Here is a 15,884-nt window from a genome sequence, read left to right on the forward strand (position 1 = left end):
AATCTAACCGAACCATGAGAGCCCCTCCAGCGTTACAAAAGTCAAAAGGATGTAACGCACTGCTTTTCCGATAAACATGAAAAAGACGACAGGACCCCACGGCATTCGCAGCCAACCTGCTAATACGCATAACACATCACCAATCACCGGTAACCAGCTCAGCAATAACGCCGCAGGTCCGAAGCGCTTCAGCCAGCCCTGTGCAACATTGAGTCCACGTTGAGGCTTAAGCTGCGGCAAAAAGCGTCCGATGATGACGTTGGTTATGCCACCTAAGGTATTGCCAACTGATGCAGACAAAACCAGTGCCGCTGGCATTGCGCTGCCAGCTGACAATAAAGCCACTAATAAGACTTCTGAATTCCCAGGCAATAATGTGGCACTTAAAAAGCTGCTGCCGAATAAGGAAGCCAGCGCCAGGGCGCTGCTCACAGCGTACGCACGTCCACAAAATCCATATTGGCGCGTTTTGCTGCCTCAATACCGAAATCAGCATCTTCAAAGACGACACATTTTTCAGGAGGCACGCCAATCAGCTCCGCACAACGCAAAAAAGTGTCCGGTGCAGGTTTGTGATTCTTCACGTCATTGGCCCCCACAATCGCATCAAAGCAATCGCGCAGCCCTAAATGCCGTAAGAGTGCATCCGCCATCCAGTGCTCACTTCCTGTTCCTACCGCCATTGGACGCCGGCCATGATAAGCCTTCACGACATCAATCAGCGGCAGAGGACGTACGGTATCGAGCAACATTTCCTGCACGGCAGCCGTTTTCTCAGCAGCAAGAAGATGGGGGTCCATCTCAACATTATTGCTGTCTATAACAAACTTGGCGATGCGCCAGGTTGGAGAGCCATTCAGAGCGACCATGGAGTCGACATCATACCGCATGCTGTATTTGGTCAAGACCTGATGCCATGCCTTACGGTGCGTAGGTTCGGTATCCAATATGGTGCCATCCATATCAAATATTAGCCCTTCGTATCGATCGTACATCGGATGCTCCATGATCACGAAAAAACAGGAAAACTACTTTATCGCAAAGTCTGTAGAAAGTCGCATTTTGTCCACGCGCACAGCACATCAGAACACGTCAGAAAGATCAGGAAAATGAAAAAGAAGAGTGAGATACAGACGTGAAATCCAGAAAACAAAAAACCCGCCGAAGCGGGTTTTCTAATGCTGAAAGACAAAAATCGCTTCAACATACACAAAATATGGTGCACCCAGGAAGATTCGAACTTCCGACCGCTCGGTTCGTAGCCGAGTACTCTATCCAGCTGAGCTATGGGTGCATTGGGTTACTACAGATTTTATTTCGGAAATTGCTAAAAGAATGGTGCACCCAGGAAGATTCGAACTTCCGACCGCTCGGTTCGTAGCCGAGTACTCTATCCAGCTGAGCTATGGGTGCATTTTGATTCTTACTGCAGATTTACCTGACCATTTTTCCCTACTGCATCAGCTTTAGCTTTTGCCCTTCACGCTCATTTGATTGCAAATCAACATACGTTCAGGAAAGTATGGTGCACCCAGGAAGATTCGAACTTCCGACCGCTCGGTTCGTAGCCGAGTACTCTATCCAGCTGAGCTATGGGTGCATTTTAAATGGCGGTGAGGCGGGGATTCGAACCCCGGATGCAGCTTTTGACCGCATACTCCCTTAGCAGGGGAGCGCCTTCAGCCTCTCGGCCACCTCACCATACGCCTCTTGCGAGTGTGCTGACTAACTTTGTTCAAGCTCATCGGCACTGCGTGGCGCACATATTACTTTCTGGCCCTTATAAGTCAAACCCTTTTTTCCTAACAATCACCCGTTTGGACATTTCACGCGCAACCTGAGCAGTTTGAACACAATAACAGGCCGCGAACGCGTAAAAAACGCCTTCATTTTTAGAAAAAGACAATTCAGGAGATAAGACACAGGAAGAAATTAAAAACTAAAACGCAGGAAAACGAGGGAAGAATAAGGGATAACACACACAAAAGAGGTTCAGCGCCTCGCCATTAGCGAGACGCCTCGTAAATCAGTAACTCGTCTGCTGTGACTTTTCAGCCTGAATACGCTGATAAATCTCTTCACGGTGAACAGAGACCTCTTTCGGCGCATTCACACCAATGCGCACCTGATTACCTTTAACACCTAATACGGTAACAGTAACCTCATCGCCAATCATGAGGGTTTCACCAACTCGGCGAGTTAGAATAAGCATTCTTTGCTCCTTGAATAATTAAAAGAGTCGGGTCTCTCAGTTTCCCGGCCATTATCGATCATAAGCGGGTAAAACGTAAGCCATGACCCCTACATAAAATGTAAGCAGCCTGCAACTTCAGCCATGAGTACTTTAAGTTTAGCCGATATCGTCATTGTCGCGACTTTAATCGCGAAGCTTACATTGCCATTAAGACTGAAAACGCCATACAGCACAATACATTATGACGTTTTCATGGTTAGCTATTTATTTCTTATTACAGCTTAGCTTCAACCCAGGCTTCAACAGTCGCCAGCGCGGCAGGCAATGCCTGTACATCGCTGCCGCCAGCCTGCGCCATATCAGGACGACCACCACCTTTGCCACCGACCTGCTGTGCCACAGAAGCAATCAGCTCACCGGCTTTAACACGATCGGTCAGATCCTTTGTGACACCTGCAATCAGGCTGACTTTGTCATCGGCAATGGTTGCCAGGACAATAATCACTGATCCTAACTGATTTTTCAGGTCATCAACCATCGTACGCAGCATTTTAGGCTCTACGTTATCCAATTGACGAACCAACAGTTTAACGCCTTTCACTTCTTTCGCCTGGCTGGACAGTGATGCACTTTCCTGCGCGGCTTGCTGACCTTTCACCTGCTGAAGTTCTTTTTCCAGCGTACGTGAACGCTCAATCAAAGAACGAATTTTATCGGTGATACTGTTCACATCCCCTTTAACCAGATGCGCGACATCCTGCAGCAAATCACTTTGCTGATGCAGGGCATTAATCGCGTTTTCACCGGTGATCCCTTCAATACGACGAACACCTGCTGCAGTACCGGATTCACTCTGAATACGGAACAGGCCGATATCACCGGTACGACTGGCGTGCGTACCGCCACACAATTCGGTAGAGAAATCGCCCATGCTCAGCACACGAACGCTGTCTTCGTATTTCTCACCAAACAGCGCCATTGCACCTTTTTCTTTCGCTTCGTCCAGATCCATGATGGTGGTCTGAATCGGCAAGTTGCGACGAATCTGGGCATTCACCAGATCTTCTACCTGGCGAATTTCCTCTGGTTTCATTGCTTCAAAATGCGAGAAGTCAAAACGCAGATAGTTATCGTTAACCAGAGAACCTTTCTGAGCAACGTGCTTGCCCAGCACCTGACGCAGCGCGGCATGCAGCAAGTGCGTTGCCGAGTGGTTCAGACGGATGCGGTCACGGCGGGCGACATCAACTTCTGCTTCGACGCTGTCGCCGATACTCAGTTTACCTGCGCTCAGTGCGCCCTGATGACCGATCGCTTTTCCATATTTCTGGGTATCAGAAACAGAGAATACGCCAGTAGTCGTTTTCAGAATGCCTTTATCGCCAACCTGTCCACCAGATTCACCGTAGAACGGCGTGTCATCCAGAACCACGATAGCATTAACGCCAGCCTGAATATCATTCACTGGCTGCCCATCGACAAACAGCGCCACGACTTTGGAATGGCGCTGCAAATGTTCGTAGCCTGAGAACTGAGTCACGCCGTCAACACGCACCATGCTGTTGTAGTCTGCGCTGAAACCGCTGGACTCACGTGCGCGGCGGCGTTGAACATCCATCGCTTTTTCAAAACCGGCTTCATCCACTTTCAGATTACGTTCACGGCAAACGTCAGCAGTCAGATCCAGCGGGAAACCAAAGGTGTCGTACAGACGGAAAGCAATTTCGCCGTCCAGAGTGTCGCCTTTCAGTGCAGCCAATTCTTCGTCCAGCAACGCCAGTCCGCGCTCCAGAGTACGGGCAAACTGTTCTTCTTCGGTTTTTAGCAGTTGCTCAACCATCGCCTGCTGTTCTTTCAGTTCTGTCGCAGCCGGCCCCATCACTTCAATCAGCGGAGCAACCAGTTTGTAGAAGAACGTGTCTTGCGCCCCCAGCATGTTGCCGTGACGGATCGCACGACGAATGATACGACGCAGCACATAGCCACGGTTTTCATTCGACGGGATAACGCCATCTGCAATCAGGAATGCGCATGAACGGATATGGTCAGCAATAACGCGCAGGGATTTGTTGCTCAAATCGGTCGCGCCAGTGACTTCTGCCACCGCAGCGATCAGTTTCTGGAACAAGTCGATGTCGTAGTTTGAGTTCACATGTTGCATAACCGCAGTGATACGCTCAAGCCCCATCCCGGTATCTACGGATGGTTTTGGCAGTGGCAGCATGGTGCCGTCAGCCTGACGGTTGAACTGCATGAACACCAGGTTCCAGATCTCGATATAACGGTCGCCATCTTCTTCAGCAGAACCCGGAGGACCGCCCCAGATGTGATCGCCATGATCATAGAAAATCTCGGTACAAGGGCCGCAAGGGCCGGTATCGCCCATCTGCCAGAAGTTATCAGAAGCAAATGCGCCGCCTTTATTATCGCCAATGCGGATAATACGTTCTTTTGGAACGCCGACTTCTTTTTCCCAGATTTCGAAGGCTTCGTCATCAGTCTCATAGACGGTGACCCACAACTTCTCTTTCGGCAGATTAAACCAGTTTTCGCCGGTCAGTAGTTCCCAGGCGTAGTTGATGGCATCGTGTTTGAAGTAATCACCGAAGCTGAAGTTGCCCAGCATTTCGAAGAAGGTGTGGTGACGTGCGGTATAACCGACGTTTTCGAGGTCGTTGTGCTTACCGCCTGCGCGGACGCAACGCTGAGATGTGGTGGCGCGGTTGTAATCACGCTTATCCAGACCGAGGAAAACATCTTTAAATTGGTTCATCCCGGCATTGGTAAACAACAGTGTCGGATCGTTTGTCGGGACAAGCGAACTGCTTGAAACAATGTTGTGTCCCTTACTATGGAAGAAATCGAGAAACGCTTGACGGATCTCAGCGGTGCTCTTGCTCATAAATGTCCCGGAATCATGCTGGAAGAACGGCTCTTGAGCCGGATAACGCTGCATATGGCAGCAATCTGTTCAGCTCACGAACGAAAAAGTGCGGATAAGATAAAATTTCTGCGCGGGGAAGTAAAATACCGTATGCGGTCAATCGTCAAAATCGCGATAAATAGACTGTATTTCTTCCTGAAAGAAGCCCCGGTAGAGCAAATAACGCAGAACTTTTGATTTTTCTTTCCAGTCAGTCGGTAAATTTTCACCAAATTTCCTGACGGCCAAATCCCGCGCCAGAACGCACCAGTCTACCTCAGTGTTTTCCAGCGCCACTGTAATGATTTCTTTATCGACGCCTTTTTGCAGTAATTCCGAACGGATGCGCTGCGCACCGTAACCTTTGTTACTGCGACCGGAAATATAACGGCTGGCAAATTTGGCATCATCGAGCCAGTGATGCTGATAGCAGTAGTCAATCACCGCCTGCACATGTTCTTCCGCAATTTCTTCTGGCACTGGCCGCGGCTGAGGTTTAGCTCTCACCACCTCTTCTTCAGCAAACGCATTTTGCTCCGCTTTTTTACGTGATGACCAGCTGTTTTTCTTATTCTGAGGTTTAACAAAAGGCATTGGTGGAATAAGCAACTTGCGGCGCAACTCTGTTTCGCCGTGATCACGCTGAGAAAGCAGGCGCATAGCGCGGTTAATCAGCGTGTTGATTTTCGCTGCATCACCGTCTTTTTTCTGCGGCTCAAACAGCGTGGACTCACTGTTTTGCGCAACGTCTTCCAGCAATTTTTTCAGGTCGACGATTTTTTCATTAAGTATTTTTTCATCGGGCATAAGATTTCCCCCTGATATGCAAAATGCCAGTCTGGAAACCAGACTGGCATTTTAACGACTGTTGAAAGTAGCGGACAAAGTCCCCTGCCCTTCAAATGTCTTTGTCAGACAACCGCGAAATTAAAACTCTTCGCTGGTTTCCATGTTGTCGTCAGCGTCTTCAGCAGTAGTCGCAACGCTCAATTCACCGGTGCCGCTCAGCAGCATATCACGCAGTTTTTTGTCCAGTTCAGCAGCAACTTTCGGGTTTTCTTTGAGGTAGTTACAAGAGTTCGCTTTACCCTGACCAATCTTCTCGCCGTTGTAACTGTACCATGCACCCGCTTTCTCGATCAGTTTGTGCTTAACGCCAAGGTCGATCAGTTCGCCGTTGATGTTGATACCTTCGCCGTACAGGATCTGGAATTCAGCTTGTTTAAAGGGTGCGGCGATTTTGTTCTTCACGACTTTCACACGTGTTTCACTACCGACAACCACATCACCTTCTTTGATAGCGCCGATACGACGGATATCCAGACGTACAGAGGCATAGAATTTCAGGGCGTTACCGCCGGTGGTGGTTTCCGGGTTACCGAACATCACACCGATTTTCATACGGATCTGGTTGATGAAGATCAGCAGGGTATTGGCGTTTTTCAGGTTACCCGCAAGCTTACGCATCGCCTGGCTCATCATACGAGCTGCGAGGCCCATGTGAGAGTCACCAATTTCGCCTTCGATTTCAGCTTTTGGCGTCAGTGCGGCAACGGAGTCAACGATGATAACGTCAACGGCGCCTGAACGGGTCAGCGCATCACAGATTTCCAGAGCCTGTTCACCGGTATCTGGCTGAGAACACAGCAGGTTATCGATATCGACGCCCAGTTTTTTAGCGTAGATAGGGTCCAGCGCGTGTTCTGCATCGATGAACGCACAGGTTTTGCCTTCACGCTGTGCAGCAGCGATAACCTGCAGAGTCAGCGTGGTTTTACCGGAGGATTCCGGACCATAAATTTCAACGATACGGCCCATTGGCAAGCCGCCAGCACCTAACGCGATATCCAAAGACAAAGAGCCGGTAGAGATCGTTTCGACGTCCATAGAGCGATCTTCACCCAGACGCATGATGGAGCCTTTACCGAATTGCTTTTCAATCTGGCCCAGTGCTGCAGCTAACGCTTTTTGCTTGTTCTCATCAATAGCCATTTTTACTCCTCGTCTGATACAGGGGAACATCCCGCCTGCATCACTGAATATAATTTATGTACAGGTAATTGGCAGTAATTATACTGTATGCTCATACAGTATCAAGCCTAATTTTTAATAAACTCACGCAATGCAGTTTGTAACGAAAAAACAGCAGCTTGCAAACGCACTGCTTCGCGATCGCCGGAAAACTGCTGTTTCGCGGTCAGAACCCGTCCGTCTTTTCCGGCAAATCCAAACCAGACAGTGCCGACAGGCTTTTCTGCAGAACCCCCGTCAGGGCCGGCGATACCGCTGACCGAAACCGCCACATCAGCACCCGCCGCATGTAACACGCCCAGTGCCATTTCATGCACCACCTGCTCACTCACTGCGCCATATTGCTCAAGCGTGCTTTCAGAAACGCCCAGCAATTCATGCTTGGCCGCATTGCTGTAAGTGACAAATCCGCGGTCAAACCAGGCGGAGCTTCCGGCAATATCGGTAATCGCTTTGGCAATCAGGCCACCGGTACAGGATTCCGCACAGGTTACCCACCATCCCTTCGCTTTCAGCGCCGCCCCGATTTCCACACTCAGTTCATGTAAACGTTTTTCGCTCATACTCCCTCCTGGCGGGTCATCTGAAACTGACCCGATGTTAGCATTTCTCTTCCGGTCTGTGAGTCCCGTCGAAGCGTTTTGCGCGATGTATTCAGAATTGGAATAAAAAGAAAAAGAAGGGCCACAATCTGCGGCCCTCATGAAAGATTAACTCACCGGCGTTAGCGCGCGGCTTTCACCGCTTCACCCAGTTGCCATACCGCCATCGCATAATGCACGCTGTGGTTGTAGCGGGTGATGGTGTAGAAATTCGGCAATCCGTACCAGTACTGGTAATTAGTGCCCATATCAAGGCGCAGCAAGCTGGCTTCCTGATAATTGCCCAGTGAACCCAGCGGGCTAAGCCCCGCTGCTTTGAGCGTATACAACGGATACTTGGTTTTGAAGCCATTCTCCAGCAGAGGCGCCTGGCCTGCTGCCGGCACCGCAATCGGTGCGCCTTTCGTCCAGCCGTGTGCCTTGAAATAATTGGCGACACTGCCGATGGCATCAATCGGATCCCACAGGTTGGCATGACCATCACCGTTAAAGTCTACAGCGTAGTCCTTATAAGAGGATGGCATAAACTGGCCATAGCCCATCGCACCCGCAAAGGAACCACGTAAACTCAGCGGATCATCGCCTTCACGGCGGGACATCAGCAGGAAGGTTTCCAGCTCGCCGGAGAAATATTCTGCCCGGCGCGGATAAGCAAAGGATAAGGTCGCCAGCGCATCGATTATGCGGGTTTTACCCATTACGCGTCCCCAGCGGGTTTCCACACCGATAATCCCGACAATGATTTCCGGCGGCACGCCGTAAACCTGCTCCGCACGCTGTAACGCATCCTGATACTGATTCCAGAACACTACGCCGTTTTGCACGTTATCCGGCGTAATGAATTTGCTGCGATAGCGGTTCCATGCGCCATTCGGCACGGTAGATGGCGGGCCAGATGGCGCCTGCTGATCCATCAGTCGTAATACAAATCCCAGACGTTTGGTTTGCGACAGGACATCATGCAATTGCTGACGGTCAAATCCGTGCTCGCGCACCATTTTGTCAACAAACTGGTTCATGGCCGGATCATAGGCGAAATCACCGGTCTGGACGGCACCGGTGTGCTCAGCCTGCAGCAGAAAACCACCAGCGGGAACCGTATTCGCGCTGGCATTTCTTCCATCGGAAAAAGGATTTCGCGGGCCTTCAGGTTGAGGTGCGGGCTTATTACTGCTACATGCAGAAAGTGTAAGAACCAGGGGAAGAATGACTGCCAGGTGGCGCATCGGATATCCGTAACCATGCAATAAAAAGAGGTGCGGATATGGTAGAGCATTATTAAAGCCGAAAAAACTGAAAATCATCGTCTTTACAAGGTACAAAAATTCTAAGTGACGGGCCTGCTGTAACGGACCCGCACGTGTTAAAAATACTGCGTAATTATTTCACCGACGGCGTCTTGGAACGCCACTGGCTGCCTGATTTAAGCGTACTGCTTTCCTCAAATTTCACCGGATTATCACGATAAGCTTTCAGCTTGTTGCGCATCCAGCTGCTGGCATCACCCACGCCGCTGATCACCCCGGTCGTCGCTCCGCCGCCCAGGTGGACATGGAAAATACCGCGTGACGGGAAATCCAGATACTTAGGTGTGGAAAGATCCCATGAATGCCGGGAGAACAGTTCCCGGGTGTCGTGGCCCATCATTGAGGCATAAGCGGCATCGAATTTCAGCGGCAGGAGGCGTTCATGGATGGCATCCACCGAGGCACCAATTTCGGAATGCCCCATCAGGTAGCTGCCGCCGCTGCCCCAGTTCTGGGTGTTGAAATCAGCATTAACCTCATCTGCGGAAGTTGGCAGATGGCTGGCCGGGATCTGCCATGGCAGAACCGGTTGACGCAGATGGCGGCTTAAGGAGGCACAGAAATCGAACGTACGCTCCCATTCGTATGGCGAATAACAATAACCATTGGCATATGAACGGATAGTGAAATCATCGGCTTCGTAACGGTCAGCGGCCATAAAATCAGCGCCTTTCGCCACATCAGGAGAACCGTCAGCACGGATATATTCGATGTCATCAAACACGCCGACCAGCAATGCATATTGCGCCGTCAGTCTGCCCGCAGTGAACGGATCAACCGTCATTTTTTTATGTTGCCCGTCAGCGGCATCAAAAACATCATCGTAGACGAAATCTTTATAAATCCACTGCGAACCTGCCACTCCCCACAGGTTGACCTGCCAGCCGAGTACGACGTCTGGCGCAACCACGCGCGTCAGCCAGTTTACCGCCCGGATATAGCCTTTCAGGGTATTGGTGATGCCTGCCGGAACCTGCACATTCACATTGTGGTGGGCAAGTGCTTCGCTCAGAGGCTGACGAACCGGAATTTCATACGTTGGCAGGAAACCGTATTTCTGGCATTCGCCGAGATAATCCGGATTCACAATATACCCGGCTGGTACCGGATGTTCCGCATCCTGCTGGGATTGCGCCATTTGCAACGACTGAATAAAGTTGGCGAAGCTGAATTTATGGCGTACCGGATCGGCAATAATATTCGGCACATCACCCAATGATAAGTTACAGGTGTAAGACACCATCAGCGGCAACACGGGTTCATTCAGTTTGGCGGAGACGTCCCGTGCCATTTTAATAATTTGCAGCGTCGGTTCTTTAGACGGTGACAGATAATCGCCCGCATCGCCCATGCCGTCATCACCGGAATATTTGAAAATTGAAGACACACGCGCCGCGGCAAAATCATCCACGTTAGTCGGCACCATATTGGCGCAGGCACCAAAGGTGAGGAACTCAGGGAAACCTTTCACGTGCAGATTCGCCCCTTTCACAATCGTCACATTCAGCTGTGCCGGTGCATTCGCGCTGACCAGTAACGGCTGAGGGCTGACATCCACGTAATGTACGATGCCGTTGTGAATAAAGGTTCCCGAGACCACGGTATAAGAACCCGGCACAACCAGAACTGGCTGCTCAATGCTGCCATTTTGCGCGGCAATCGCATCGAAGCGGTACTGACGCGGTGTAGCCGAATTGTCTGTCAGTCGCAGGGAAATGGATTTACTGACCGCGCTTTCCGCTTTCACACTGACCGTCAGCTTCGCAGCATTTGGCTGTGAATCACCACGCTGGCTGACCTGCGCCTGAGTGAAGTTAATGCTGTGATACTGGCCGTCGAACTGACCGTCGTAATCATCAAACAGATAATGAATATTGTTCAGACGTAAATCGGCAATACGGATTTCAAAGCGGCCGGTAGCAGGTAAATGTTCCAGACGATATTGCTGGCCGGAGCGTACCGGCAGGCTCAGTTTATCTGTGCCGTTCTCGCTGCAAATCAGCGTCAGCTCTTCATCGCGCAAACCGGCAATGCCTGAGAAATTCAGTGCCACATCAATGGTCGTACTGCGATCCACAGCGCCGAAAGTGACGGCCAGCGAGGTGGTACGGCCTTTATCAATGGTGATTTCTGTCTGTCCGAGATTGACAGGTACGCGGACAGTACCGTCTTCCGTGCTTAATTCTGCTGCAAAGACACTGTAATTCCCCGCATTGACGGAAAATTTAGAGACGTGACCAAACTCTGGCAAAACGCGCAATGTTTTATCGCCGCGCACCAGACGCAGTTCGAGTGCGGCATTTGTCAGCCCGGCAGGCAACGGCGGACAACTGACCGACAATTCACCGGTAACACCCGGTTCTTCATCAGCGGCCAGCGCAAAGGTTTCGCGGAAATCAGACCAGGCAGGCGAATCCGCAGAGGAGACGTTCAGCCCCATATGAATTTTCTGAATGGCATCGCCCACAGGCTGTCCATCGGTCGGCTCAATCGTCACTTTGACATCAAAAATCCCGCCGCCAACTTCCGTGGATTCCACTTTCGTGCCGAGCGGTTTCCACGGATTGGTTTCGACATTAATATCACCGGCAGTTATTTTTCCGGGTGCTGAAAATACGATCACTAACTTTTCTTTAATATCAACCGCGCCGCCAGACGTTGATTTAATCTCATTCAAATCGAGAGTGGGATACCAGGCATCGTTGATCATGTTTAATTTAAATTGCAATTGCATAATACTTCTCCGCAAAGATGGATAAATAGCGTGGAAAATCCCGTATTAATAAGGTCATCCGGGAACAGCCATCACCCTAGCAGAGGAGTAAAACATTCATATCCACACTTAATTCATTTTATATACTTATTATTAATAATATTACGAACAACTAACCCATTAATATAACGGCACGTTTTTTATTATTATCACCCCCTTATTATTATTCTCAAAAAAATAAAAACTCTATTATTACGCCCGTTGCAACATGTTCAAATCCCCTGACCTTTACGCTCTGCAAACGAAGGGGGTGTTACATGTCTGGTTTGCGCGATGCTTTCCATTTTTAGTTGTGACAGCTTCTTGCCCGCTGGGCTAAGATACGCAACAGAAAAAATCCTTAAACCCATCGCGTCGAAAAATGGATTAAAAAGATTAAGTCTATGACAAATAATGTAAACCTGGATGCCCACACACCAATGATGCAGCAGTATCTGCGTCTGAAAGCTGAGAACCCGGAAGTTCTGCTGTTCTATCGCATGGGTGACTTTTACGAACTGTTTTATGACGATGCGAAACGCGCATCTCAGCTGATGGATATCTCCCTGACCAAACGCGGCGCTTCTGCCGGTGAGCCGATCCCGATGGCGGGCGTGCCTTATCATGCGGTAGAAGGTTATCTGGCGAAACTGGTCCAGCTAGGGGAATCCGTCGCGATTGCTGAACAAATTGGCGACCCGGCCCTAAGTAAAGGGCCGGTTGAACGCAAAGTGGTACGCATCGTCACGCCGGGCACCGTCAGTGACGAAGCGTTGCTGAGCGAGCGTCATGATAACCTGCTGGCGGCTATCTGGCAGGACGGGCGCGGGTTTGGTTATGCCACGCTGGATATCAGTTCCGGCCGTTTCCGCGTCGCACAGCCTGACGATCTGGAAACCATGGCAGCCGAATTACAGCGCACAAATCCGGCGGAATTGCTGTATCCGGAAAGCTTTGAAGCCATGTCGCTGATTTCCTCCCGCCGTGGCCTGCGCCGCCGTCCGATGTGGGAATTCGAGCTGGAAACCGCGAAACAGCAGCTTAATCTGCAATTCGGTACCCGCGATCTGAGCGGCTTCGGCGTTGAGCAGGCTGCTCAGGCGCTGCGTGCTGCCGGTTGTCTGCTGCAATACGTTAAAGATACCCAGCGCACCGCCCTGCCGCATATCCGTGGCGTCACCATGGAGCGCCAGCAGGATGGGATTATTATGGATGCGGCCACGCGCCGTAATCTGGAGCTGACGCAAAACCTGGCAGGTGGTGTAGAGAACACGCTGACGGCAGTGCTGGATCAGGCGGTGACGCCGATGGGCAGCCGTATGCTCAAACGCTGGATCCACATGCCGAGCCGCGATATCAAACTGCTGACGCATCGTCAGCAGGCGATTGGTGCGTTACAGGATATCACCGCCGATTTACAGCCGGTGCTGCGTCAGGTCGGCGACCTCGAGCGTATTCTGGCACGTCTGGCACTGCGCAGCGCACGTCCGCGTGACCTGGCCCGAATGCGCCATGCGATGCAGCAACTGCCGGAAATCCGTGGAATTTTGCAGGAAACCGAAGCCGCTCATGTAAAAACGCTGGTTGAGCAAACCGGTGAATTCACTGAACTGGTAGAACTGCTCGAACGCGCAGTGATCGAAAGCCCGCCGGTTCTGGTGCGTGACGGTGGCGTTATCGCGCCGGGTTACAATGCTGAGCTGGATGAGTGGCGCGCACTGGCAGACGGCGCGACGGACTATCTCGACCGCTTAGAAATCCGCGAACGCGAAAAGCTGGGGCTGGATACGCTGAAAGTCGGCTTTAACGGCGTTCATGGATATTACATTCAGGTCAGCCGCGGTCAGAGCCATCTGGTGCCGATTCATTACGTCCGTCGCCAGACGCTGAAAAATGCCGAGCGCTACATTATTCCTGAACTCAAAGAGTACGAAGACAAGGTGCTGACCTCCAAAGGCAAAGCCTTGTCTCTGGAAAAGGCGCTGTACGAAGAGTTGTTCGATTTGCTGATGCCGCACCTGTCTGCATTACAGCAAAGCGCCAGTGCACTGGCCGAACTGGATGTGCTGAGTAATCTGGCGGAACGCGCGTACACACTGAATTACGCCTGTCCGACCATGAGTGAAAAACCAGGCATTAATATTACCGGCGGTCGCCATCCGGTGGTTGAGCAGGTGCTAAGTGAACCGTTTATTTCTAACCCGCTGAACATGTCCCCGGCGCGACGGATGCTTATTATCACCGGTCCGAACATGGGCGGTAAAAGTACCTATATGCGCCAGGCAGCACTGATTGTTCTGATGGCGCATATCGGCAGCTATGTGCCGGCGGAAGCCGCTGTCATCGGGCCGGTGGATCGCATCTTCACCCGTGTCGGTGCCGCGGACGATCTGGCTTCCGGACGTTCAACCTTTATGGTGGAAATGACTGAAACTGCCAATATCCTGCATAACGCGACGGAAAACAGCCTGGTGCTGATGGATGAAATCGGGCGCGGGACATCAACGTACGATGGTTTGTCGCTGGCATGGGCATGTGCGGAAAACCTCGCCAGCCGTATTAAAGCCATGACATTGTTCGCCACCCATTATTTCGAGCTGACCACCCTGCCGGAAAAAATGGAAGGCACCGTCAACGTGCATCTGGATGCTATCGAACACGGCGACACTATCGCGTTTATGCACAGCGTACAGGATGGCGCCGCCAGCAAGAGTTATGGTCTGGCCGTTGCCGCACTGGCTGGTGTGCCACGTGATGTGATTAAGCGCGCCCGTCAGAAACTGAAAGAGCTGGAAACGTTGTCGAACAACGCTGCCGCCAGCAAAGTTGACGGTCCGCAACTGGCTTTACTGACCGAAGAAGTGTCTCCGGCAGTTGAGGCACTGGAGTCACTGGATGCAGATTCTTTATCGCCACGTCAGGCGCTGGAATGGATCTATCGTCTGAAAGATATGGTGTAAACGTCCGCTGAACTGAACCGGATGCATAAAAAAACGGTGGGGATTAACCCACCGTTTTTATTGGATGCTGCATATTGTGGCAATTGCCTGTGAGTTATTTACTCACGGAAAAGTGCTTCGATACTCAGTCCTTGCCCCTGCAGGATTTCACGCAGGCGACGCAAACCTTCTACCTGAATCTGACGAACACGTTCACGTGTCAGACCAATTTCGCGGCCCACATCTTCCAGCGTTGCCGCTTCATAGCCTAACAGGCCAAAACGACGCGCCAGCACTTCACGCTGTTTTGCATTCAACTCGAATAACCACTTCACGATACTCTGTTTCATATCGTCGTCTTGTGTGGTGTCTTCCGGGCCGTTGTCTTTTTCATCCGCCAGAATATCTAACAACGCTTTCTCTGAGTCACCACCCAATGGGGTGTCTACAGAAGTGATGCGTTCATTCAGGCGCAACATACGGCTGACGTCATGTACCGGTTTGTCGAGTTGCTCAGCAATCTCTTCAGCGCTCGGTTCATGGTCCAGTTTATGTGCAAGTTCACGTGCGGTACGCAGGTAAACGTTCAGTTCTTTAACGATATGAATCGGCAGACGAATAGTACGGGTTTGATTCATAATCGCCCGTTCGATTGTCTGACGGATCCACCATGTTGCATAGGTAGAGAAACGGAAGCCGCGCTCAGGGTCGAATTTTTCAACCGCACGGATCAGACCGAGGTTACCTTCCTCGATCAAATCCAGCAGTGCCAGACCGCGGTTACTGTAGCGGCGGGCAATTTTAACCACCAAACGCAGATTACTTTCAATCATACGGCGGCGGGAAGGAACATCTCCCCGCAGCGCGCGTCGTGCGAAATAAACTTCCTCTTCTGCGGTAAGCAGAGGGGAATAACCGATTTCACCGAGGTACAGTTGAGTGGCATCCAGCACTCGTTGGCTTACAGTCTGCGACAACAATTCTTCTTCAGCATCGTTGTAGGCAGTCTCTTCGACTATTGCTTTCTCGTCAAAGGCTTCAGCGCTGTTCTCATCGAAATCTACATCATCATGTAACTCGTTAACTTTCAGCGTATTCTGACTCATAAGCTGCTCCTACCCGTGGTCCCGAGGGCA

11 protein-coding genes and 4 tRNA genes are annotated in these 15,884 nt (G+C 51.0%); 1 reads left to right on the top strand and 14 read right to left on the bottom strand.

Annotated features, from left to right (window positions below; genetic code table 11):
• Positions 1-3 precede the first annotated feature (3 nt).
• From GW591_RS20450 to GW591_RS20510, 13 genes are all read right to left on the bottom strand, one after another.
• Positions 4-432 carry a YqaA family protein gene (locus GW591_RS20450; RefSeq protein WP_013574029.1) on the bottom strand — a complete coding sequence of 143 codons (429 nt, stop codon included), beginning with the start codon at positions 430-432 and terminating at the stop codon, positions 4-6.
• Entirely contained in the window at positions 429-995 is a 567-nt protein-coding gene (gene yqaB / locus GW591_RS20455) for a fructose-1-phosphate/6-phosphogluconate phosphatase (RefSeq protein WP_112152129.1), read from the bottom strand. The genes GW591_RS20450 and yqaB overlap by 4 nt, the downstream gene beginning before the upstream one ends.
• Positions 996-1,217: 222 nt before the next feature.
• Positions 1,218-1,294, bottom strand: a tRNA-Arg gene (locus GW591_RS20460).
• 42 nt (positions 1,295-1,336) lie between these two features.
• A tRNA-Arg gene (locus tag GW591_RS20465) sits at positions 1,337-1,413 on the bottom strand.
• 110 nt (positions 1,414-1,523) lie between these two features.
• Positions 1,524-1,600: transfer RNA gene (locus tag GW591_RS20470), tRNA-Arg, on the bottom strand.
• Between the two features lie 8 nt (positions 1,601-1,608).
• A tRNA-Ser gene (locus GW591_RS20475) sits at positions 1,609-1,701 on the bottom strand.
• A 325-nt stretch (positions 1,702-2,026) separates the two neighbouring features.
• Positions 2,027-2,212, bottom strand: coding sequence for a carbon storage regulator CsrA (csrA, locus tag GW591_RS20480; RefSeq protein ID WP_013574027.1), 186 nt, complete (start codon positions 2,210-2,212; stop codon positions 2,027-2,029).
• A gap of 256 nt (positions 2,213-2,468) precedes the next feature.
• Entirely contained in the window at positions 2,469-5,096 is a 2,628-nt protein-coding gene (alaS, locus tag GW591_RS20485; protein WP_015689392.1) for an alanine--tRNA ligase, read from the bottom strand.
• Between the two features lie 138 nt (positions 5,097-5,234).
• Positions 5,235-5,873 (bottom strand): recombination regulator RecX, encoded by a 639-nt coding sequence (recX, locus tag GW591_RS20490; protein ID WP_370447458.1) that lies wholly within the window; start codon positions 5,871-5,873, stop codon positions 5,235-5,237.
• Positions 5,874-6,044: 171 nt separating this feature from the next.
• Positions 6,045-7,109: a recombinase RecA gene (gene recA, locus GW591_RS20495; protein ID WP_013574024.1), complete on the bottom strand. Its 1,065-nt coding sequence runs from the start codon at positions 7,107-7,109 to the stop codon at positions 6,045-6,047.
• Positions 7,110-7,216: 107 nt separating this feature from the next.
• Positions 7,217-7,711 carry a nicotinamide-nucleotide amidase gene (gene pncC, locus GW591_RS20500; protein WP_013574023.1) on the bottom strand — a complete coding sequence of 165 codons (495 nt, stop codon included), beginning with the start codon at positions 7,709-7,711 and terminating at the stop codon, positions 7,217-7,219.
• Positions 7,712-7,872: 161 nt separating this feature from the next.
• Positions 7,873-8,976, bottom strand: coding sequence for a lytic murein transglycosylase B (gene mltB, locus GW591_RS20505; protein ID WP_013574022.1), 1,104 nt, complete (start codon positions 8,974-8,976; stop codon positions 7,873-7,875).
• A gap of 154 nt (positions 8,977-9,130) precedes the next feature.
• Positions 9,131-11,791 (bottom strand): hypothetical protein, encoded by a 2,661-nt coding sequence (locus GW591_RS20510; protein ID WP_013574021.1) that lies wholly within the window; start codon positions 11,789-11,791, stop codon positions 9,131-9,133.
• 422 nt (positions 11,792-12,213) lie between these two features.
• On the opposite strand from GW591_RS20510, the gene mutS reads away from it, so the two are divergent.
• Positions 12,214-14,769, top strand: coding sequence for a DNA mismatch repair protein MutS (gene mutS, locus GW591_RS20515; protein WP_166861315.1), 2,556 nt, complete (start codon positions 12,214-12,216; stop codon positions 14,767-14,769).
• A 98-nt stretch (positions 14,770-14,867) separates the two neighbouring features.
• On the opposite strand, the gene rpoS is transcribed toward mutS, so the two are convergent.
• The gene (rpoS, locus tag GW591_RS20520) at positions 14,868-15,854 is read right to left on the bottom strand and encodes an RNA polymerase sigma factor RpoS (protein ID WP_126124620.1); all 987 of its coding nucleotides are present in this window, start codon (positions 15,852-15,854) and stop codon (positions 14,868-14,870) included.
• Between the last annotated feature and the right edge of the window lie 30 nt (positions 15,855-15,884).

The organism is Rahnella aceris, assembly GCF_011684115.1.
GTDB lineage: Bacteria > Pseudomonadota > Gammaproteobacteria > Enterobacterales > Enterobacteriaceae > Rahnella > Rahnella aceris.

What these genes read in the sequence shown, in the direction of transcription:
- recA (WP_013574024.1), bottom strand. Translation starts at nt 7,109, where the DNA reads ATGGCTATTGATGAGAACAAGCAAAAAGCGTTAGCTGCAGCACTGGGC.
- mutS (WP_166861315.1), top strand. Translation starts at nt 12,214, where the DNA reads ATGACAAATAATGTAAACCTGGATGCCCACACACCAATGATGCAGCAG.
- pncC (WP_013574023.1), bottom strand. Translation starts at nt 7,711, where the DNA reads ATGAGCGAAAAACGTTTACATGAACTGAGTGTGGAAATCGGGGCGGCG.
- mltB (WP_013574022.1), bottom strand. Translation starts at nt 8,976, where the DNA reads ATGCGCCACCTGGCAGTCATTCTTCCCCTGGTTCTTACACTTTCTGCA.
- alaS (WP_015689392.1), bottom strand. Translation starts at nt 5,096, where the DNA reads ATGAGCAAGAGCACCGCTGAGATCCGTCAAGCGTTTCTCGATTTCTTC.
- rpoS (WP_126124620.1), bottom strand. Translation starts at nt 15,854, where the DNA reads ATGAGTCAGAATACGCTGAAAGTTAACGAGTTACATGATGATGTAGAT.
- GW591_RS20510 (WP_013574021.1), bottom strand. Translation starts at nt 11,791, where the DNA reads ATGCAATTGCAATTTAAATTAAACATGATCAACGATGCCTGGTATCCC.
- yqaB (WP_112152129.1), bottom strand. Translation starts at nt 995, where the DNA reads ATGTACGATCGATACGAAGGGCTAATATTTGATATGGATGGCACCATA.
- csrA (WP_013574027.1), bottom strand. Translation starts at nt 2,212, where the DNA reads ATGCTTATTCTAACTCGCCGAGTTGGTGAAACCCTCATGATTGGCGAT.